This is a genomic window from Roseomonas sp. AR75, from assembly GCF_005222815.1.
Taxonomy (GTDB): domain Bacteria; phylum Pseudomonadota; class Alphaproteobacteria; order Acetobacterales; family Acetobacteraceae; genus Falsiroseomonas.
On record NZ_STGB01000003.1, the window covers coordinates 144,819 to 163,224 of the forward strand.

Here is an 18,406-nt window from a genome sequence, read left to right on the forward strand (position 1 = left end):
ACCGGGCCTTCAATCGAGCCAATAGGTTGCGAGAAGTTCGGGGATCACGGATTCCAGGTCCTCGGCCAGCAGGCCGGGCCCGGCACGGCCGGCCGCCGCGCCATGCAGATGCACCGCGGCCGCCGCGGCCTCGAAGGCCGGCATGCCCTGGGCGAGCATCGCCGCCACGATCCCGGCCAGCACATCGCCGGTGCCGCCGGTGGCCAGCCAGGGCGGGGCATTGTCGTTGATCGCGAGGCGGCCGTCAGGCGCGGCGATCAGCGTGTCGGCGCCCTTCAGCACGACCACGGCGCCGGTGGCGGCCGCGGCGGCCCGGATCGCGCCAGGCCGGTCATCGCCGGGCGGGCCGAAGATCGCTGCGAACTCGCCCGCGTGCGGAGTGAGCACCGCGCAGCCGCGCAGCGCTGCGGGATCATCGGCCGCCGCGCGAAGCGCGCCGGCATCCGCCACCACCTGCCGGCCCGCCGCGACCGCTTCCCGCAGCGTGGCGCGCGTCGTCGCATCGGGCGGCAGGCCGGGACCGATCACCCAGGTGCCGATGCGGCCATCGGCGAGCAGCGCCGCGCGATCCTCGGCCACGATCACGCCCGGCGCGCCGCTGCGCAGCACGGCGGCGGTCGCCGCATCGGGCGCGGCGATGGTGAGCAGCCCCGCCCCGGCCCGCCTTGCGCCGCCGGCAACCAGGCGGGCCGCGCCGGTCATGCCCGGCCCGGCGGCGACGGCGACATGGCCGCGGGCGTATTTGTGGCTCACCGCAGCCGGGCGCGGGATGCGCCAGAGCCAGGGTCCGTTGCGCCAGGCGCGCGGTGCGATGGCGGGCAGCACGGCAGCGGGCAGGCCGATATCGGCCAGCACCGTCTCGCCGCAGAGCCCCCGCCCCGGAAACAGCAGGTGGCCCGGCTTGCGCCGGAAGAAGGTGACCGTCGCCACGGCCTGCGGCGCGAAGCCCGGCACCGCCCCGGTGGCGCCATCCACGCCGGAGGGCACGTCCACGGCCAGGATCGGGCAGCGCACCGCCCGCAGCACCTCGGCCGCCAGCCCGTCCACCGGCCGGGACAGGCCCGCGCCGAAGACGGCGTCGATCACCAGCCCGGCGCGCGCGGGCTCGGCAAGGGAGAAGGGCACCACCGGGCCGCGCCATCGCACCGCGGCAAGTGCGGCGTCGCTGCCCGGGCGCGGCGCGGCCAGGCAGGCGACGGCGACAGGCCACCCCGCCTGCTCCAGCAGCCGCGCGGCGACCCAGCCATCGCCGCCATTGTTGCCGGGCCCGGCCAGCACCAGGGTCGGGACCGGCCGGAAGCGGCGCATCGCGGCCCGCGCGACCGCCCGCCCGGCGGCCTCCATCAGCACGATGCCGGGGATGCCGGCGGCGATCGCCGCGGCATCGGCCCGCGCCATCTCCGCGGGGGTGAGCAGTTCCTCCATCGCGGCTGAACCTAGCGCCGCCTGCTGCGCTCTGCCCACATGAAGCAATTGCCCCTTCTCACCCTGTTGCTGCTTGCGCCCGGCCTTTCCGCACAGGAAGTCCGACCGCGCGCCGAGCTTCAATCGGGGCCGAACGCGCCCGCGGTCAGCAGCCAGCTTCCGCCCTCCATCCCGCCGGGCAACAGCCAGCCCGGCCCGCGCGACACGCCCATGCCCTCCCGCGACAGCCGGACCGGCGGCGACATCCCCCGCGCATCCGGTCCGCCGGCCGACCATCGGGTGCTTGGCGGCCCAGCCGTGCCGGGTGCGCGGCAACCCGCGCGGTCGGAGGGAATCGTCACCAACCGCGACGTCATCCCGCCCCATGTCGCCGATACGGTTCGGCCGGACGCGGCAACCACGGATACCGGCCGTTAGGGTTCCCGCGCCGGTGCTGCTACCTTCCGCAGCGCACAATGACGGTGCGGAGTCGCAGCCATGGCGTTCGTCATCGCCGTCGCCCAGCGGAAGGGCGGCGCGGGCAAGTCCACCCTCGCCGCCAACCTCGCCACAGCCTTCGCCGGGCTTGGCGAGCGCGTCGCGCTGCTCGACACCGATCCCCAGAAGACGCTTGGCCACTGGCATGCCGCGCGCGCCAAGGCCGGCAGCCGTGCCACCGTCCTGGATTTCGACACGCCGTCCGGCTGGCGCGTGCCCGGCGCCTGCGACAAGCTGCGCCGCAGCCACGACCTGATCCTGCTCGACACGCCCCCGCATGACGACACAGATGCCCGCATCGCGATCCGCGCCGCCGACCTGGTGCTGGTGCCGCTGCAGCCCTCGCCGGCCGATCTCTGGGCGACCGGCGCGACGCTCGACCTCGCCAAGGCCGAGAAGCGGCCGGTCGCCGTGGCGCTGAACCGGGTGCCCGCGCAGGGCAAGCTGGCGAGCGAGGTGGCGGCGGCACTGCGCGGCAACGGGCTGACGTTGCTCGATCCCATGCTCGGCAACCGCAGCGGCTTCGCCCAGGCTTTCGCGCTCGGCCTCGGCGTGACGGAAGCCGCGCCGCGCTCCGTCGCGGCGGAGGAGGTGCGGGCACTGGCCGCGGCGCTGAAGGGTTTTCGCCGTCGATGAGCGGCAAGCGCGGGTTGCCGCCCGATATCGAGATCGTCGAGGACGCCTATCCCGAGCTGGACGCGGTCGCCGCCATCCAGCGAGGGCTTCACACCTACAACCAGGAGATGGGCGGCGCCTATGACCGGGAGCCGGTGACGCTGCTGGCCCGGGCGCCCGATGGGGCCGTGCGCGGCGGGCTGCTGGGGCTCACCTTCTGGGGTTGGCTGTTCATCGACTGGCTCTGGCTCTCGCGGGAGATGCGGGGCCTCGGCCTGGGGTCGGAACTGCTGCAGCGGGCCGAGGCGATCGCGCGCGAACGCGGCTGCGCGCATGCCTATACCGACACCTTTTCCTTCCAGGCGCCGGATTTCTGGCAGCGCAACGGCTATGCCGAGTTCGGCCGGCTGGACGGCATGCCGGAGGGCCATGCGCGGCTGTGGTTCAGGAAGAGTTTGACGTAGTGCCTCGGGCGACGGCCTGGCTTGCGCCGCGAGCGAACCCGTCCCTTCCGGCCGCAAGGCGGCCGCGCGCGGCGACCGGCCGCACCGCCAGGTGCGCCTTGTCTGCGGCGCGCAAGCCAAGCGACCGGAGGTCGCGCCGGCGACTGAGGCAACGATGACTCCCGACCTGATCCTGCACATAGGCCAATCGAAGACCGGCACTTCCTCGATCCAGCGCGTGCTCGGCGCGCGGCGGGAGGCGCTGGCGAAGCTGGGCGTCTGCTATCCGCTGGCGCCGGGTTGGGCGAACCACGGTCTGCTGCCGGCCTCGCTGGTGCCGGTGGAGCGGCTCGGCCATTTCAATCCGGCGGTCTGGGAGGGGATGGCGCCTGCCGCGCGGCTCGCCCGTTTCCGCGTGGAGTTCGCGCGCGAACTCGCCGCGATGCCGGATACCACGCGGCTGCTGCTGATCTCCGCCGAGCAGATGGGCGGGCTGCTGGACAGCGAGGCGAGCATCGCCGCACTGCGCGACCTGCTCGCGCCGCATGTCGGGGCCGTGCGCGTGGTGATGTATCTGCGCCGGCAGGACAGCCATTTCGCTTCCGGCTACACGCAGGCGCTGCGCGTCGGGCATGTCTCGCCGCCGGTGCTGCCGGCGAAGGGGCCGGAGACGCTGCACGCCTACGACTACGCCGCGCTGCTGGACCTCTGGGCCCGCGTGTTCGGCGAGGCGGCGGTGCAGCCGCGCGTCTTCGAGCGGGAGAGCCTGCTGAACGGCGACGTGGTGGACGATTTTCTCGCGTTCTGCGGCGTTCCGCTGGAGGTGCCGCGCGACGATCCCGACCGGCAGAGCAACCTCTCCCTCACCCCCGGCGGGATCGAGCTGGTGCGCGCCATGGCGGAGGCGATGGGCGGTAAGCCGGAGGGCGCCTCCGTGCTGTGGCGGCGCTTCGTGCAGCAGGCCAACGACCACCTGCCCGGCCAGGGCTGGCGCCCCGATCCCGGCCAGGCCGCCGCCTTCCTCGCGCGCTTCGACGCGGTGAACGAGGCGGTGCGCCGGCGCTGGTTTCCCGACCGCGCGACGCTCTTCACGCTGCCCTCCGCCGCGCCGGCGGAGGCCCCGGCCAGCCCGCCGCCGATCGACCGCGCCGCCGCGCTGGACGCCGCCTGCACGCTCATCCTGCGCGAAACCACCGCGGCGCTGGCGCGCGAGGCCGCGCAGCATGTGCAGATCGCGAAGCTGCGCGAGCGGCTGGGCGAGACGGAGGGCGCAAAGGCCGCCTGGCGCGCCGCGCTCCGCGCCGATCCGACCTTGCCGCAGGCCCAGGCGCGCCTGGCGGAGCTGGCGCTGGAAGCCGGCGACCGCGCGGGGGCGGAGGCGCATCTGGCGGTCCTGCAACGCGCGCATCCGGAGCATCCGCTGACGCAGCGCGTGGCGCGGCTGGTGGCGAAGGCGAGGGGTTGAGGCACCGCCAAGCTCTTGCCGCAGCGCAGCAATGGATACAGAACACGTCCTGGCGCCGATCGGAGAGGCCCGCGTGAGCACCAACCCCTATCGAGGTCTACCCGACAGCGCCTTCTGGCGCCGGGCGGTGGCGATCAAGCCCCACGAAGTGGACCCTGTGGTCGAGGCCCGTTTCCGAATAGGGCGGGAGGATCGCGTCGCCACCGCGGGAAGCTGCTTCGCGCAGCACATTTCCCGCACGTTGGCCGCGCGCGGCTTCAACTACCTGGTCACCGAGCCGGGCGAGACGGCGCGGAATTTCGGCGTCTACCCGGCGCGGTTCGGCAACATCTACTCGGTGCGGCAGCTTCTGCAGTTGTTCCGCCGCGCCTATGGGCTGTTCGAGCCGGTGGACCAGGCTTGGCGGCGCGAGGATGGCCGATTCGTGGACCCGTTCCGGCCGCAGGTGGAGCCCTCCGGCTTCGCCGATCCGGAGGAGGTCGCCCGGGACCGCGACAGGCATCTCGCCGCCGTCCGCACGATGTTCGAGGAGTGCGACGTCTTCATCTTCACCCTCGGGCTTACAGAGGCCTGGCACTCCACCGTCGACGGCGCCGTGTTCCCGCTCGCGCCTGGCGTCGCGGGCATGCCGGACCATCGGGACTTCGCATTCCACAATTTCTCCGTGGCGGAGATGGTGGAGGACCTGACGCGCTTCATCGCCGACCTGCGGCTGGTGAACCCCGCCGTCCGCATCCTGCTGACCGTCTCGCCGGTGCCGCTGATCGCCACCTATGAGACGCGGCACGTGCTGGTCTCGACGGTGGCGAGCAAGGCGGCGCTGCGCGTGGTGGCCGACGAGATCACCCGGCGCGAGGAGGGGGTGGACTACTTCCCCTCGTTCGAGATCATCACCGGCCCGCACTACGGCTATCGCTTCTTCGCCTCCGACCTGCGGGAGGTGCGTCCGGAAGGCGTCGCGCGTGTCATGGACATCTTCGCACGCCACTACATGACAACCGGCCCGGTGGAGCGACGAAGCTATGCCGGCGCCGCGCCGGTGGCCCGCGACGCGGCGGAGATGGCGCAGCTTGCGCAGGTAGTGTGCGACGAGGAGGCGATCGAGCGATGAGGATCGGCGTTGTCGGCAACTGCCAAGCGGCGGGCTTCTCAGCCTGCATCAGCCGGCTGCGACCCGATGACGAGATTTGCACGGTATCACTTAATGACCTGAAGCCATTTGCAGATTTCAGTGCGCAGATGACGGAGTTGGCCGGCTGCGACCTTGTCCTCACGCAGTTCATCGACAGCGCTGAATGGGGCGCGCTGCGAACCGCGGAGTTGCAACGATCCATCCGGCGCCTGGTTCGCTTTCCCGCCATCGTGTTCGCCGGTTTCCACCCGGACTGTGTTTACTTGACCGATGCAGGCGGGAGCGAGATACGTGGCGCTACAGGCCCATACCACTCAGCAATCGCAGTTGCCTGCTTCCTTGAAGGAATCAGCGTCCAACGCGCACTGAAACTGTATAATGCCTTGACGTACGGCTCACTCGGCTATTTCGCTGACTATGACCGGGAAGTGCTGCGCCTCGAGCGCGAATTCAGCACTGGTGGCTACGATGCACGAGCAGCAATCCAAGCGTCGCCGCCAGTGTTCATGCATACACTGAATCATCCACGTATAGAGCTGTTGTTCGCGTTGGCGGAGCAGGTGGTTGTTCGCGTCGGGCTGCAACCGCTCAAAGCCACTCTTCCACCCGATACGCTTTCAAATGCTCTGCGCTGGGCAGTACACCCGGAAATCAGCCGACAGATTGGGAAAGGACCACCGTGCAATTTCGCTCTGGGCGGCCAGGAATTCAGCCTGGAAACGATGCTGAGCACGGCCTATTCGGCATATGAGCGGACGCCTCCCGATCATGTCCCGCCGTCAGTGATGAGGGCGCGAGCCTTCGTTCGGCAGAATGTACTTGGGCATCCCGCGCCAAGCGTGCGTCGCACCATCACAGTCGAGGACGTCCGCACGGGCTTTCGTGTCATCCTCGGCCGTGAAGCCGAAGAGGCGGCCATTGATGCATGGATGCGGCAACCCGCCACGACTGAAGACCTTCGGCAAGCGCTCTTCACGTCGCGCGAGTTCGCCGCGAAATACGAGGCGCTGCGCGCCAAGGGCTGATTGGGACGCGCCCCGTATGGCGCGGACTGTCGGACAGACGGGGGAATGTGGGAAAGTTACCGCCGCACCCCCAGCCGCGTCTCCCGCCACCAGATGAACAGCCCCGCCCCCACCAGCACCGCGAAGCCCAGCAGGTCCACCAGGCCCGGCCACTCGCCCCAGAACAGCGCGCCGAGGCTCATCGTCCAGATCAGCCCGGCATATTCGAAGGGCGCCAGCAGCGTCGTCTCGCCGCGGCGATAGGCCTCCGTCATCAGAAGCTGCGCCAGCGCGGAGATCGCGCCGATGCCGAGCAGCAGCAGCCATTGCCGCCCGTCCGGCGTGACCCAGACCGGGATCGTCGCCAGCCCCGCCACCAGCGAACTGCCGATCGCGAACCACAGCACGATGGTCACGCCGGGCTCGCCGGCCTCGCCCAGACGGCGGATGGTGATCATCGCCAGCGCCCAGCCGAGCCCACCCAGCAGCGCCAGCAGCACCGGCACCAGCGGCAGTGCCTGCTCCGCCGCGCCGGGGCGCGCGACCAGCAGCACGCCGAGGAAGCCCACCACCACCGCGCTCCAGCGGCGCCAGCCCACCCGCTCCCGCAGCACCACGACGGACAGCGCCGTCAGGAACAGCGGCATGGTGAAGCCGAGCACGGTGGCGGTCGCCAGTGGCAGCCAGGTGAAGCTCGCGAAGGCGCCGACCATGCCCATCATGCCGAACAGGGTGCGCAGCGCGTGCATGCCAGGCGCGCGCGGCCTGAGCGCGGCGAAGCCGCCGGCGCGGGGCACCAGCAGCAGCAGGAAGGGCAGGGCGAACAGGTTGCGGAACAGGATCACCTGCGCCAGCGGGATCTCGCCGGCCAGCGCCTTCACCGCCGCGGCAGCCAGCGCGAAGCTGGCCGAGGCCGCGAGGACGAGAAGGATGGCGCGCTGCCGCGCCTTCGCCACACCGGCGGACTCGGGGAGGGACATGGACGATCCTGGACCCCGAGGCTAGTTTCCGCGACCCATGAACGCCAGCCCACCTCGCCACCGCCTGGCTCCGCCGATCGCGCCGGCGCCGGGACTCGCGGTGGAGGCGGACGAGATCGTCTTCGCCCATCGCTTCGCGATGCAGCGCGTGCGCTTCCGCTACACCCGCTTCGACGGCAGCCTGTCGGGCCCGCTCACCTGGGAATTGTGGCGCCGCGGGCGCGGCGTGCTGGTGTTGCCCTATGATCCCACGCGCGACGCGGTGGCGCTGATCGAGCAGTTCCGCCTGCCCGCCCACGCGGCGGGACTGGCCCCCCTGCAGACGGAACTGCCGGCCGGACTGCTGGACCCGGCGGAGGACCCGGCCGAGGCCGGCATCCGTGAATTGCGCGAGGAGACCGGGCTGGATGCCGCCGGCATCGCCTCCATCGGCCGCTTCCTGCTGATGCCCGGCGGCTGCGACGAGGTGCTGCATTGCTTCTGCGCGCGCGTGACGCTGGAAGACGCCGCGGGCCGCACGCATGGCCTTGACCACGAGCATGAGGAGACGCGAGTGGTCGTCGCGCCGGCCGAGGAGGCCTTCGCGATGGTCGCCGCGAACCGCGTGGACGGCGCGCCGACCGCGCTCGCCCTGATGTGGCTGCAACTGAACCGCGCGCGGCTGCGCGCCGAGTGGATGTGACGATGCCCGCAACGGAACAGCTCTTCGCCGAGGATTCCTATCTGCGCGACTGCACGGCGCGCGTGATCGCGGTGGAGGAGAAGGGCGTGCTGCTGGACTGCACGGTGATGTACGCCCGAAGCGGCGGGCAGCCGGGCGATGCCGGCACGATCACCTGGGATGCCGGCGAGGCGGCTGTGGCGGAGGCGATCAAGGGCGAGGAGGGCGCGATCCTGCACGGCCTCGTCCCCGGCGCGACGCCGCCGCCGGTGGGCGCCGAGGTACGCGTCGCCATCGACTGGGCGCGGCGCCACCGCCACATGCGCATGCACACCACGATGCACCTGCTGTGTTCCGTGCTGCCGGGCATCTACGCCACCGGCAACCAGATCGGCGTGGACAAGTCGCGCCTGGACTTCGACCTGCCGGAGCCACCGGCGAAGGAATGGTTTTCCGAGAAGCTGAACGCGCTGGTCGCGGCCGACCACCCCGTCGGCTTCACCTGGATCACCGAGGCCGAGCTGGAGGCCAACCCGACGCTGGTGCGCACGCTGTCCGTGCAGCCGCCCAAGGGCGCGGGCCGCGTGCGCCTGGTGCGGATCGGCACCGAGGCGGCGCCGGTGGATCTCCAGCCCTGCGGGGGCACGCATGTGCGCTCCACCGGCGAGATCGGGCGGGTCGAGGTGACCAAGCTCGAGAGCAAGGGCCGGCAGAACCGGCGCATCCATTTCGTCCTTCCGGAGTGATCCTCGTGGACAATCTGGTCTCGACCGACTGGCTCGCGGCGGAACTCGGCAAGCCCGATCTCGTCGTGCTGGACTGCACGAAATACCTGCCGAACGAGGCGCCGCTCGATGGCCTGACGGAGTTCCGCAAGGCGCACATCCCCGGCGCGCGCTTCGCCGATCTCGACCAGCTTGCCGACATCGAGGACAAGCTGCCGCACATGGTCCCGACGCCCGCGCGGTTCGCCCGCGAGATCGGCGCCCTCGGCATCTCCAACGCGACGCGCGTGGTCGCCTACGACCAGAAGGGGCTGCAATCCTCGCCGCGCATCTGGTGGCTGATGCGGCTGTTCGGCCATGAGGCGGTCGCTGCGCTGGATGGCGGGCTGCCGAAATGGCAGGCCGAGGGCCGCGCGCTGGACAGCGGCGACCCCGCGCCGGCCGCCCCTGCGACCTTCGTGCCGGACCTGATCGCGCGGCGCCTGGCTGGCATCGGCGACGTGAAACGGATCGTGCGCCAAGGTGGCGGCGAAGCCCTCATCCTCGATGCCCGCAGCAAGGCGCGCTTCGACGGCACGGCGCCGGAGCCGCGGCCGGGGCTCTCCTCCGGCCACATGCCGGGCGCGGCCTCCCTGCCCTTCACCGAGTTGCTGAACGCGAACGGCACGATGAAGGACGCGGCCGCGATCCGGAGCCTGTTCGAGGCGCGCGGCGCTGACGACACGCGGCCGCTCGTCACCAGCTGCGGCACCGGCGTCACCGCCTGTGTCCTGGCGCTCGGCGCGGTGCGCGCCGGCCTGCCCGAGCCCGCCGTCTATGACGGCTCCTGGACCGAATGGGCCTCCCGCCCCGAAACGCCGAAGGCGACCGCCTGATGACCGACGAACGAAGCCGCTTCGAGACGCGGCTCACCCATCTCGGCCGGCCGCCCGTCCGCAGCCATGGCTTCGTCAACACGCCCGTCCATCGCGGCTCGACCGTGCTGCAGCCCTCGTCGCAGGCGCGGATCGACAATTCCAAGCGCCGCTTCGAGCGGGTGATGACCTACGGCACCCAGGGCGGACCGACCCATTACGCGCTGGAGGACGTGGTCGCCGCGATCGAGGGCGGCACGCATTGCACCATCGTCGGCACGGGCCTCGCCGCCGTCGCGGTGCCGCTGCTGGCCTTCCTGAAGGCGGGCGACCATTGCCTGATGCCGGACAGCGTCTATGGCCCGGCGCGCGGCCTGGCCGAAGGGATGATGACGGGCTGGGGGATCGAGACGACCTTCTACCCGCCAACCACCACGGCGGAGGCGCTGGCGCCGCTGTTCCAGCCGAACACCCGCGTGCTGTACCTTGAAAGCCCTGGCAGCCACACCTTCGAGATGCAGGACGTGCCCGCGCTGGCGGCGCTGGCGCATGCCCGCGGCGCCGTCGCGATGATCGACAACACCTGGGGCATCCATCACTTCCAGCCCTTCGCGAAGGGCTGCGATGTCTCGATCCAGGCCCTGACCAAGTATGTCGGCGGCCATTCCGACATCCTGCTCGGCTCGGTCACGGTGAATTCGGAAGCGCACCACCTGAAGGTGCGCGGCGCGGCGAGCGCCATGGGCCACTATGCCAGCCCCGACGACTGCTGGCTGGCGCTGCGCGGGGCGCGGACCATGGCGGTGCGCCTGAAGCACCAGGAACAGGCGGGGCTCGAGGTCGCGCGCTGGCTGCAGGCGCGGCCGGAAGTGGCGCGCATCCTGCACCCGGCGATGCCGGAGGATCCCGGCCACGCCATCTGGAAGCGCGACTTCACCGGCGCCTGCAGCCTGTTCGGCGTGCTGTTCCAGCCGCGCTATACGGAAGCCGACATCTTCCGCTTCGTGGACGGGCTGACGCTGTTCGGCATCGGCGCGTCCTGGGGCGGGTTCGAGAGCCTGGCATTGCCGACCAACCCCTCGGTCCAGCGCAGCGTCAGTCCGCCGCTTCCCGGGCAGGCGGTGCGCCTTCATGTCGGTCTTGAGCAGACCGCCGATCTGATCGCCGACCTCGATCAGGCCCTGCGGCTGCTGCCGCGATGAAGCGCGGCATCTCGCCTTTCGCGACGGCGAGGCCGAACTCCCAGATACGCGCGATGTAGCCATCGAAGCCGGCGACGCCGGCTTCGGTCAGCGCATAGGCCGTGGTGCGCCCGCCATGCGGTACGGTTCCGACCATGCCGGCCTTCGCGAGGCGCGACATCACCAGCCGCACCGTCGGCCCGCTGTAGCGGGTGAGGGCGCAGATCTCCTTGACCGAGAGCGCGGCGCCGCTGCGCTCATACAGCAGCAGCCCGACATCGAGCGCGATGCCGCTGTGCCTCACGCCGATCTCCTGATCCAGATTGCGCAGCATGCGCAGCAGGGCCAGGGCGCCCTGGCGCTGCTCGGAGATCGGGTCAGGAGTCGTCATCCCGGTAATTCAGCCGGGGCCGGACCGCGCGACGCAACAACTGGTTACTATCGCTATTCGATAATCACGAATTCGTGATATCTCAGCCTTGCCATTTTTGTAGACTCAGGCTGGCGATGGTCCGCCTTGCCCGGCGGCCACACACGCCGCACATCGGCCTTCTACCTCGACTGTCGTGCGGGTCGGCACGAAGCCCGCGGCGCGCGCCGCATCCCGTACGGCGGCGGCAACCCGGTCGTCGCAGATCTCCGCCGTGGCCCCGCAACTGGCACAAATCAGGAACTGATGCGGATGGTCATGGCCGTGCCCGCAGTGGTGATGCGCTTCCGGCCCGGTGCAGCCGACGAAGGCGTTCAGCCGCTCCACCCGATGCACCAGGCCCTGCTCCTGCAGGAAGTCGAGCGCCCGATAGACCGTGGGCGGCGCCGCGCCCGGCCGTTCAGCCCGAAGCTGGTCGAGCAGCGCATAGGCGCCGACCGGATGGGGCGCGTCCAGCACCAGCCGCAGCACCTGGCGGCGCAGCGCGGTGAGCTGGGCGCCGCGCGCTGCGCAGGCCGAGGCCGCGCGGTCCAGCGCCGCCTCCACCGCCTGCTCCCGTGGTGCCGCCACGCTGGCCCCGCTCATCCCGATCCGGTCCTCTTTCCAGGCACAACCCTTCACGCGGCGGTTCATGCGCGCGATATGCGATATAGAATAACGTCACCCCGGAGCCCTGACCATGCCTTCCGACGCCCCGGCCGCGCCGAGCCCAGCGGCGCGGCACCTGCTGATCGAGGCGGTGCGCTTCGACCGCGAGGGCCTCGTCGCCTGCATCGCCCAGCAACATGACACCGGCGAGGTGCTGATGATGGCCTGGATGAACCGCGCGGCGCTGGAGGAGACGTTGGCGACGGGCCGCGTCACCTACTGGTCGCGCTCCCGCCAGGCGCTCTGGCGCAAGGGGGAGAGTTCCGGCCAGGTGCAGCACCTGCGCGACCTGCGGCTCGACTGCGACGGGGACACGCTGCTGGCGTTGGTGGAACAGACCGGCGTGGCCTGCCACACCGGCCGGCGAAGCTGTTTCTATCGCGCGCTGCGGGACGACGCGCTGGTCCCGCTGACCGCGCCGGAGGTGGAGCCGGAGGCGCTGTACGGCCGATGACCGAAGGCCCGGTCCCGCTCACGGTCCTCACCGGCTTCCTCGGCGCCGGGAAGACGACGCTGCTGAACGCCCTGCTCGGCGACCCCGCCCTGGCGGACACCGCGGTGTTGATCAACGAGTTCGGCGAGGTCGGCCTCGACCACCTCCTGGTCGAGCGGCTGGACGGGGAGGCGGTGCTGCTGAATGCGGGCTGCCTCTGCTGCACCGTCCGCGGCGACCTGCTGCGCGCGCTGGACGGGCTGTGGGACCGCATCCTGGCCGGGCGGAGCATCCGGCGCGTCGTGGTGGAGACCACCGGCCTCGCCGATCCCGCGCCGATCCTCGCCACGCTGATGGCCGATCCCCGGATGGGGCGCCGCTTCGTGCTGGACGGGGTGGTGACGGTGGTGGATGCGCAGGCCGGCGCGGCGACGCTCGAAGCGCAGGAGGAGGCGCTGCGCCAGGCGGCTGTCGCCGACCGGATCGTGCTGAGCAAGACCGACCTGGCGACGCCGGAGGCCATTGCCGCGCTGACGGCGCGGCTCGCGTCGATCAACCCCGTCGCGCCCATCATCCCCGCGGTGGCCGGCGCGGTGGCGGCGGAGGCGATCCTCGGCTGCGGTCCCTTCGATCCCGCGGCCAAGGCGCCGGATGTCGCGCGCTGGATCGGCGCCGCCGCGCCGGACCACGGCCACCACCACCATCACCACGCGCATGACCCGAACCGCCACGATGCGCGCATCCGCGCGCTCTGCCTGGATTACGACACGCCACTCTCCTGGGAAGGACTGGCCGGCTTCCTGGAGATGCTGGGCAAGACCCGCGGCGCGGCGCTGCTGCGGATCAAGGGAATCCTCGACCTCGAGGGGGAGGCGCAGCCGGTCGTGCTGCACGGCGTGCAGGGCCAGTTCCACCCGCCCCGCCGCCTCGCCGCCTGGCCGGAGGGCGAGCCGCGCCGATCGCGGCTGGTCTTCATCCTGCGCGACCTCGATCCGCGCGTGGTGCGGGAGGGGCTGGGCGCCTTCCTGGCGGCCGGCGCGCGTTGACAGCCCCTGCCCCCGCGCGCGACCTTCCGGTGCAGCCGGACGGTCCCGTCCCTGCGCAGGAAGCCCGAATGGACATCACCGAAAGCACCGCCGGCGACATCCGGGTGGCCGCGCTCAACGGCCGGCTCGACACCGCGACCGCGCCAGCGGTGGAGACACGGCTGCTGGAGATGCTGGCGGGCGGCGACCGGGTGGTGGCCGATCTCGCGGCGGTGACCTACGTCTCGTCGGCCGGGCTCAGGGTGCTGCTGAAGGCGGCGAAGATGGCGCGCATCTCCGGCGGCGGCTTCGCCCTGGCCTCGCCCCAGGCGGCCGTGCGGGAGGTGCTGGAGATCAGCGGCTTCGACAAGATCCTGGAAATCCACGGCTCGCGCGACGAGGCTGCGGGCTCCTTCGGCTGAGCCGGGTCAGGCGCGCGACAGCTTCACCCACAGGATCAGCATGCAGAGCGGCACCGTGACGATATTGGCCGCCACCAGCCCCCAGGAGCCCACCAGGGCGCCATAGGCGAACCACAGCGAATTCCCGACCACCAGCAGCACGATCAGGCCGAGATTCACGTCGCGCGCGGAGCGCGTGCGCCAGGTCTGCAGCGCCTGCGGCACGAAGGCCGAGGTCGTCAGCACGCCGGCCATCAGGCCGATCAGCTCCACCGGGTCCACCGACGATCCCCTTCCCCCGCATCGGGCGGCTGCCTATGCATCCGCCCATGCCCGCCGTCCATCCGAGCTTCGCCACTTTGTCCGGCCCGGCGCTGCTGCCGCTGCTGCCGGACCTGGCGCGGCTGCGCATCGCCGTGTTCCGCGACTGGCCGTATCTGTATGAGGGCGACGAGGCCTATGAGCGCGACTATCTCCGCACCTATGCGCAGGACCCCGGCGCCGCGGTGGTGGTCTGCCGCGACGGCGACGCGGTGGTGGGCGCGGCGACCTGCGCGCCCATGGCGACCAGCCACCGCGCGGTGCGCGAGGCCTTCGCGGCGGCCGGGCTCGATCCGGCGGAATGCTGCTACTTCGGCGAATCGGTGCTGCTGGCGCAGTACCGCGGCCAGGGCATCGGCGTGCGCTTCTTCGCCGAACGGGAGGCGCATGCGCGCCGCATCGGCCTGACCCGCGCGGCCTTCTGCGGCGTGCTGCGCGACCCCGCCGATCCGCGACGCCCGATCGGCTACGTCCCGCTCGACGCCTTCTGGCGCAAGCGCGGCTACGTGCCCCGACCGGACCTGACCATCACCTTCGACTGGAAGGAGATCGGTGCGGCGGAGGAGACGCCGCACACCCTCTCCTTCTGGCTGAAGGACCTCGGCGCATGACGGCGCCGCCGGCGCGGCCGCTGCGTCTCGGCCTGCTGCAATATCCGGTGGAGCGGCCTGCGGGCATCGCCGCCTTCGGCGCCAAGCTCGACCGCTGGATCGCGCAGGCGCGGGGGCAGGCCGAGCTGCTGGTGCTGCCGGAATACGCCTGCGTGGAGCTCGGCGCCGCCCTAGTCGGTTGCGACGACCAAGGCCTCGCGCCGCCAGCGGCGACCGACGAGGCGACGGAACTCGCCGCCCTGGTCGCCGCGGCCGACGACATCCTGGCGGAGATGCGCGCGGCGGCGATGCGCAACGCCACCTGGCTGCTGGCGGGCACGCTGCCGGTGCGCGCGGGTGGCCGCGTGGTGGCGCGCGCGCCGCTGATCGCGCCGGATGGCCGCATGGCTTTCCAGGAGAAGCGCAGCATGACGCGCTTCGAAAGCGAACGCTGGGGCGTCTCCGCCGGCGCGCCGCCCAATGTCTTCGACACGCCCTGGGGCCGCATCGGCATCGCCATCTGCTACGATGTGGAGTTCCCGAAGCTGGTGCGCGTGCAGGTCGAGGCCGGTGCCTGGCTGATCCTCGCCCCCTCCTGCACCGACACCATGCACGGCTTCACCCGCGTGCGCGCCTCGGCCGCCGCGCGCGCGATCGAGAACCAGTGCTTCGTCGCCTGCACGCCGACCGTCGGCGAGGCGCCCTGGTCCGCCGCGCTCGACGTCAATCGCGGGTATGCGGCGGTGTTCGGCCCCGCGGATCACGGCTTCCCGGAAGATGGGGTGCTGGCCGCCGGCACGCTGGATACTGCGCAATGGGTGTTCTGCGAGCTCGACCCGGCGCGCATCGCCGAGGTGCGTGTGCATGGCGCGGTGCGCAACCACCGCGACTGGCCGCGACAACCCGTGCCGCCACCACGCCCGGCGGAATTCGCATGACTCTCGTGTACATCGTCGCCGGCGAGGCATCGGGCGATGCGCTGGGCGCGCGGCTGGTTGCGGCGCTCCGAGCGCGCGAGCCCGGGATCGACGTCGCCGGCATCGGCGGCGACCTGCTGGCGGCGCAGGGCATGCCGAGCCTGTTCCCGATGCGCGAACTCGCGCTGATGGGCCTGCTGGAAGTGCTGCCCAACATCCGCAACGTCGCGCGGCGGCTGGCGGAGACCGCGGCGGACATCGCCGCGCGCCGCCCCGCCGTGATCGTCACCATCGACAGCCCCGGCTTCACCCTGCGACTGGCCGAGCGGGTGCAGGGGCTCGGCATCCCCGTGATCCATTATGTCGCGCCGCAGATCTGGGCCTGGCGGCCCGGCCGCGTACGCAAGATGCGCGAGCGCGTCGCCCGCGTGCTGTGCCTGCTGCCCTTCGAGCCGGTGCTTTTCGACAATGCCGGCATCCCCGCCACCTTCGTCGGCCACCCCGTGCTGGAAAGCGGCGCCGATGCCGGCGACGCCGCGCGGTTCCGCGCCAAGCACGGCCTGGCGCCGGAGGTGCGCCCGCTGCTGGTGATGCCTGGCAGCCGGCGGATGGAGGTGCAGCGTCTGCTGCCGCTGTTCGGCGCCACCCTCGGCCTGCTCGGTCAGCGCGTGCCGGGGCTGCGCCCCGTCGTCGCCGTCTCGCCGCTGGTCGCGGAGGCGGTGCGCGCGGGGGTCGCCGCCTGGCCCGGCGACCCGATCCTGGTGGAGAGACTGTCGGACAAGCACGACGCCTTCGCCGCCGTCGCGCAATCCGGCGGCGCGGGGCTGATCAAATCCGGCACTTCGAGCCTGGAGATGGCGGTGGCGGGCGTGCCGCATGTCATCGCCTACCGGATCAACCCGGTCACCGCCTGGATCATCGAGCGCCTCGCCCGCGTGCCCTTCGCCAGCCTGGTCAACCTGCTGGCGGAACGCGAGGTCGCGCCGGAATTCCTCCAGCGCTTTGCAACGCCGGAGGCGATTGCAGCGGCGCTGGAGCGGCTGTTGACCGATCCCGACGCCGCCGCCGCGCAACGCGAGGGGCTGCGCAACGTTCTCGGCCTGCTGCACCCGCCCGGCCTCGCGCCGAGCGAGGCGGCGGCCGAGGCGGTGCTGGCCGCGCTGCCCGGTCGCTGAGCGGCGTCAACCGCGTCCCGCGACTGTGCCCGACACGCCGGGCCGCTTCCGGCGCGGGGCGGCGCATGCGCATGAGGGACAGGAAGGATCGATCTGGTGGCGATGACGGTGTTCGGACGGAGAGGCTGGCGAGGCTTGGCGCGCGCGGCCGCGGTTGCGGCCATTGCGCCGCTTGGCGCCGGCGCCGCCCAGGCCCAGACGGTGCCCGGCCGCACCGTGGACCCGGACGGCACCTTCGTCGCGATCTACGAGAACGACACCTTCTCCGGCAATGACCGCTACTATACCAACGGCCTGCTCTTCGCCTGGCGCTCGCCCTCCTACAACCCGCCGGCCTGGCTGGCGGGGCTGACGGAGCGCCCGAACCTGCTGTTTCCTTCGGGCGGCGTGGCGCGCTGGGGTGTTGCGCTCGGCCAGAAGATCTGGACGCCGGAGGACACCGAGCGGCGCAACCCCGACCCGACCGACCGGCCTTATGCCGGCTGGCTGTATGGCTCGCTGACGCTGACCTCCTACACGCCGACGGCGTTGGGTTCGCTGGAACTGCAGCTTGGCGTGGTCGGCCCGTCCTCGCTCGCCGAGCAGGTGCAGAACAACGCGCATGACGTGATCAACGTGCCCCGCGCCGAGGGCTGGGACTACCAGTTGAAGGACGAGCCCGGGGTGAATCTGGTGCTCACGCGGCAATGGCGCTTCAACCAGCCGAGCGGCCTCTGGGACGGCGTCTCGGTTGGCGTCGTCCCGGTGGTCGCGGGCAGCATCGGCAACGTGAACACCTATGCCTCGGCCGGCGCGCTGTTCCGCATCGGCACGGAGCTGGAGGCGGATTTCGGCCCGCCGCGGGTTCGGCCGGCCTCGGCGGGGTCGGTGTTCTATCAGCCGGTGGAACGCTGGGGCTGGTATGCCTTCGCCGGGCTGGAAGGCCGCGTCGTCGCGCATGACATCTCGCTGGACGGCAACACCTGGCGCGAGAGCCGCAGCGTGGAGCGCGTGCCGCTGGTCGGCGATGCGAGCCTGGGCTTCGCGCTGCTGACCCCCTGGGCAAGGCTGACGGCCACATACACGGTGCGCAGCGAGGAGTTCACCACGCAGCGGCAAGTGTCGCAGTTCGGCTCGCTGAGCGTGGGCTTCCGGTTCTGAGCGAAGGTTCGGCGGCGCGCCGGGCTGTCAGGATACTTTACAGCAACCGCAAGGCAGCAATCCTCACGCTCGCGCCGGCGTTGATACCGATACGGATGCGTCAATGGCGCGAGCCGCCATGTAATCCATAGGTTCCACGGCATACAACATTCTGCGAGGCGATGGCACCAGGCGGGTTTCAGCGGGTGAGAGACGCTGGGAACGCCTGATCCTGCGGTTGATGTCAACTCCATCGACGCGGTCCAAACATTTGAATCGGTGCAGATTCAACTGCTGGAACAATGCTCCGCGCCCGGCATGCCGCTTGAAAGGATTCGTCACGGCGGAGGCTAGATCCGTCGCCCTTTGCACAAGGGAGAGTCTC

General features: G+C 71.4%; 22 protein-coding genes. 16 read left to right on the forward strand and 6 right to left on the reverse strand.

Annotation, left to right across the window (positions count from 1 at the left end; all coding sequences use genetic code 11):
• Positions 1–9: 9 nt before the first annotated feature.
• Positions 10–1,425 (reverse strand): NAD(P)H-hydrate dehydratase, encoded by a 1,416-nt coding sequence (locus tag E4T13_RS12685; RefSeq protein WP_240791109.1) that lies wholly within the window; start codon positions 1,423–1,425, stop codon positions 10–12.
• A gap of 119 nt (positions 1,426–1,544) precedes the next feature.
• The gene (locus E4T13_RS30775) at positions 1,545–1,670 is read right to left on the reverse strand and encodes a hypothetical protein (protein ID WP_256370450.1); all 126 of its coding nucleotides are present in this window, start codon (positions 1,668–1,670) and stop codon (positions 1,545–1,547) included.
• A 232-nt stretch (positions 1,671–1,902) separates the two neighbouring features.
• Between E4T13_RS30775 and parA the strand changes: the two genes are divergently transcribed.
• The 5 genes from parA to E4T13_RS12710 all read left to right on the forward strand — a co-directional run bounded on the left by parA (position 1,903) and on the right by E4T13_RS12710 (position 6,582).
• Complete coding sequence (parA, locus tag E4T13_RS12690; protein WP_137178664.1) at positions 1,903–2,538, forward strand: ParA family partition ATPase; 636 nt, start codon at positions 1,903–1,905, stop codon at positions 2,536–2,538.
• Positions 2,535–2,981, forward strand: a complete 447-nt coding sequence (locus tag E4T13_RS12695) for a GNAT family N-acetyltransferase (protein WP_137178665.1) — start codon at positions 2,535–2,537, stop codon at positions 2,979–2,981. Before parA ends, E4T13_RS12695 begins: the two co-directional genes overlap by 4 nt.
• 154 nt (positions 2,982–3,135) lie before the next feature.
• The gene (locus tag E4T13_RS12700) at positions 3,136–4,425 is read left to right on the forward strand and encodes a tetratricopeptide repeat protein (protein WP_137178666.1); all 1,290 of its coding nucleotides are present in this window, start codon (positions 3,136–3,138) and stop codon (positions 4,423–4,425) included.
• 73 nt (positions 4,426–4,498) lie between these two features.
• Complete coding sequence (locus tag E4T13_RS12705; protein ID WP_206030165.1) at positions 4,499–5,536, forward strand: GSCFA domain-containing protein; 1,038 nt, start codon at positions 4,499–4,501, stop codon at positions 5,534–5,536.
• Positions 5,533–6,582, forward strand: a complete 1,050-nt coding sequence (locus E4T13_RS12710) for a WcbI family polysaccharide biosynthesis putative acetyltransferase (protein WP_137178668.1) — start codon at positions 5,533–5,535, stop codon at positions 6,580–6,582. The genes E4T13_RS12705 and E4T13_RS12710 overlap by 4 nt, the downstream gene beginning before the upstream one ends.
• A 56-nt stretch (positions 6,583–6,638) precedes the next feature.
• Here the strand turns inward: E4T13_RS12710 and E4T13_RS12715 are convergent, their stop codons facing one another.
• On the reverse strand, positions 6,639–7,541 hold the full coding sequence (locus tag E4T13_RS12715; RefSeq protein WP_137178669.1) for a DMT family transporter: 903 nt from the start codon (positions 7,539–7,541) through the stop codon (positions 6,639–6,641).
• 37 nt (positions 7,542–7,578) lie between these two features.
• On the opposite strand from E4T13_RS12715, the gene E4T13_RS12720 reads away from it, so the two are divergent.
• The 4 genes from E4T13_RS12720 to metC are packed head-to-tail and all read left to right on the forward strand — an operon-like array spanning position 7,579 to position 10,983.
• Positions 7,579–8,223, forward strand: a complete 645-nt coding sequence (locus E4T13_RS12720) for an NUDIX domain-containing protein (RefSeq protein WP_137178670.1) — start codon at positions 7,579–7,581, stop codon at positions 8,221–8,223.
• A gap of 2 nt (positions 8,224–8,225) precedes the next feature.
• Positions 8,226–8,948 (forward strand): alanyl-tRNA editing protein, encoded by a 723-nt coding sequence (locus tag E4T13_RS12725; protein WP_137178671.1) that lies wholly within the window; start codon positions 8,226–8,228, stop codon positions 8,946–8,948.
• 5 nt (positions 8,949–8,953) lie between these two features.
• On the forward strand, positions 8,954–9,802 hold the full coding sequence (locus E4T13_RS12730) for a sulfurtransferase (protein ID WP_137178672.1): 849 nt from the start codon (positions 8,954–8,956) through the stop codon (positions 9,800–9,802).
• Positions 9,802–10,983 carry a cystathionine beta-lyase gene (metC, locus tag E4T13_RS12735; protein ID WP_137178673.1) on the forward strand — a complete coding sequence of 394 codons (1,182 nt, stop codon included), beginning with the start codon at positions 9,802–9,804 and terminating at the stop codon, positions 10,981–10,983. The genes E4T13_RS12730 and metC overlap by 1 nt, the downstream gene beginning before the upstream one ends.
• Here the strand turns inward: metC and E4T13_RS12740 are convergent.
• Positions 10,877–11,353 (reverse strand): hypothetical protein, encoded by a 477-nt coding sequence (locus E4T13_RS12740; protein ID WP_137178674.1) that lies wholly within the window; start codon positions 11,351–11,353, stop codon positions 10,877–10,879. The two genes, metC and E4T13_RS12740, sit on opposite strands and share 107 nt — an antisense overlap.
• Positions 11,354–11,458: 105 nt before the next feature.
• A complete protein-coding gene (locus E4T13_RS12745) occupies positions 11,459–11,977 on the reverse strand; it encodes a Fur family transcriptional regulator (protein WP_137178675.1) in 519 nt (172 codons plus the stop codon).
• A 94-nt stretch (positions 11,978–12,071) separates the two neighbouring features.
• Between E4T13_RS12745 and hisI the strand changes: the two genes are divergently transcribed.
• The 3 genes from hisI (at position 12,072) to E4T13_RS12760 (ending at position 13,920) form a co-directional block, all read left to right on the forward strand.
• Complete coding sequence (gene hisI / locus E4T13_RS12750; protein WP_137178676.1) at positions 12,072–12,494, forward strand: phosphoribosyl-AMP cyclohydrolase; 423 nt, start codon at positions 12,072–12,074, stop codon at positions 12,492–12,494.
• Positions 12,491–13,519, forward strand: coding sequence for a GTP-binding protein (locus E4T13_RS12755; protein WP_137178677.1), 1,029 nt, complete (start codon positions 12,491–12,493; stop codon positions 13,517–13,519). Before hisI ends, E4T13_RS12755 begins: the two co-directional genes overlap by 4 nt.
• 68 nt (positions 13,520–13,587) lie before the next feature.
• Positions 13,588–13,920, forward strand: a complete 333-nt coding sequence (locus E4T13_RS12760) for an STAS domain-containing protein (RefSeq protein ID WP_137178678.1) — start codon at positions 13,588–13,590, stop codon at positions 13,918–13,920.
• Between the two features lie 6 nt (positions 13,921–13,926).
• On the opposite strand, the gene E4T13_RS12765 is transcribed toward E4T13_RS12760, so the two are convergent.
• Positions 13,927–14,181 carry a SemiSWEET family sugar transporter gene (locus E4T13_RS12765; RefSeq protein WP_240791110.1) on the reverse strand — a complete coding sequence of 85 codons (255 nt, stop codon included), beginning with the start codon at positions 14,179–14,181 and terminating at the stop codon, positions 13,927–13,929.
• 47 nt (positions 14,182–14,228) lie between these two features.
• Here E4T13_RS12765 and E4T13_RS12770 point away from each other — a divergent pair, with 47 nt between their 5' ends.
• The 4 genes from E4T13_RS12770 to E4T13_RS12785 all read left to right on the forward strand — a co-directional run bounded on the left by E4T13_RS12770 (position 14,229) and on the right by E4T13_RS12785 (position 18,042).
• Complete coding sequence (locus E4T13_RS12770) at positions 14,229–14,831, forward strand: GNAT family N-acetyltransferase (protein WP_170984972.1); 603 nt, start codon at positions 14,229–14,231, stop codon at positions 14,829–14,831.
• On the forward strand, positions 14,828–15,748 hold the full coding sequence (locus tag E4T13_RS12775; RefSeq protein ID WP_137178679.1) for a carbon-nitrogen hydrolase family protein: 921 nt from the start codon (positions 14,828–14,830) through the stop codon (positions 15,746–15,748). Before E4T13_RS12770 ends, E4T13_RS12775 begins: the two co-directional genes overlap by 4 nt.
• The gene (lpxB, locus tag E4T13_RS12780; protein WP_137178680.1) at positions 15,745–16,902 is read left to right on the forward strand and encodes a lipid-A-disaccharide synthase; all 1,158 of its coding nucleotides are present in this window, start codon (positions 15,745–15,747) and stop codon (positions 16,900–16,902) included. Before E4T13_RS12775 ends, lpxB begins: the two co-directional genes overlap by 4 nt.
• Before the next feature lie 135 nt (positions 16,903–17,037).
• Positions 17,038–18,042: a lipid A deacylase LpxR family protein gene (locus E4T13_RS12785; RefSeq protein WP_240791111.1), complete on the forward strand. Its 1,005-nt coding sequence runs from the start codon at positions 17,038–17,040 to the stop codon at positions 18,040–18,042.
• Positions 18,043–18,406: the final 364 nt, after the last annotated feature.

What these genes read in the sequence shown, in the direction of transcription:
- parA (WP_137178664.1), top strand. Translation starts at nt 1,903, where the DNA reads ATGGCGTTCGTCATCGCCGTCGCCCAGCGGAAGGGCGGCGCGGGCAAG.
- E4T13_RS12775 (WP_137178679.1), top strand. Translation starts at nt 14,828, where the DNA reads ATGACGGCGCCGCCGGCGCGGCCGCTGCGTCTCGGCCTGCTGCAATAT.
- E4T13_RS12715 (WP_137178669.1), bottom strand. Translation starts at nt 7,541, where the DNA reads ATGTCCCTCCCCGAGTCCGCCGGTGTGGCGAAGGCGCGGCAGCGCGCC.
- E4T13_RS12745 (WP_137178675.1), bottom strand. Translation starts at nt 11,977, where the DNA reads ATGAGCGGGGCCAGCGTGGCGGCACCACGGGAGCAGGCGGTGGAGGCG.
- E4T13_RS12725 (WP_137178671.1), top strand. Translation starts at nt 8,226, where the DNA reads ATGCCCGCAACGGAACAGCTCTTCGCCGAGGATTCCTATCTGCGCGAC.
- E4T13_RS12740 (WP_137178674.1), bottom strand. Translation starts at nt 11,353, where the DNA reads ATGACGACTCCTGACCCGATCTCCGAGCAGCGCCAGGGCGCCCTGGCC.
- lpxB (WP_137178680.1), top strand. Translation starts at nt 15,745, where the DNA reads ATGACTCTCGTGTACATCGTCGCCGGCGAGGCATCGGGCGATGCGCTG.
- E4T13_RS12760 (WP_137178678.1), top strand. Translation starts at nt 13,588, where the DNA reads ATGGACATCACCGAAAGCACCGCCGGCGACATCCGGGTGGCCGCGCTC.
- E4T13_RS12685 (WP_240791109.1), bottom strand. Translation starts at nt 1,425, where the DNA reads ATGGAGGAACTGCTCACCCCCGCGGAGATGGCGCGGGCCGATGCCGCG.
- E4T13_RS12720 (WP_137178670.1), top strand. Translation starts at nt 7,579, where the DNA reads ATGAACGCCAGCCCACCTCGCCACCGCCTGGCTCCGCCGATCGCGCCG.
- metC (WP_137178673.1), top strand. Translation starts at nt 9,802, where the DNA reads ATGACCGACGAACGAAGCCGCTTCGAGACGCGGCTCACCCATCTCGGC.
- E4T13_RS12770 (WP_170984972.1), top strand. Translation starts at nt 14,229, where the DNA reads ATGCCCGCCGTCCATCCGAGCTTCGCCACTTTGTCCGGCCCGGCGCTG.
- hisI (WP_137178676.1), top strand. Translation starts at nt 12,072, where the DNA reads ATGCCTTCCGACGCCCCGGCCGCGCCGAGCCCAGCGGCGCGGCACCTG.
- E4T13_RS12695 (WP_137178665.1), top strand. Translation starts at nt 2,535, where the DNA reads ATGAGCGGCAAGCGCGGGTTGCCGCCCGATATCGAGATCGTCGAGGAC.
- E4T13_RS12710 (WP_137178668.1), top strand. Translation starts at nt 5,533, where the DNA reads ATGAGGATCGGCGTTGTCGGCAACTGCCAAGCGGCGGGCTTCTCAGCC.
- E4T13_RS12700 (WP_137178666.1), top strand. Translation starts at nt 3,136, where the DNA reads ATGACTCCCGACCTGATCCTGCACATAGGCCAATCGAAGACCGGCACT.
- E4T13_RS12755 (WP_137178677.1), top strand. Translation starts at nt 12,491, where the DNA reads ATGACCGAAGGCCCGGTCCCGCTCACGGTCCTCACCGGCTTCCTCGGC.
- E4T13_RS30775 (WP_256370450.1), bottom strand. Translation starts at nt 1,670, where the DNA reads ATGTCGCCGCCGGTCCGGCTGTCGCGGGAGGGCATGGGCGTGTCGCGC.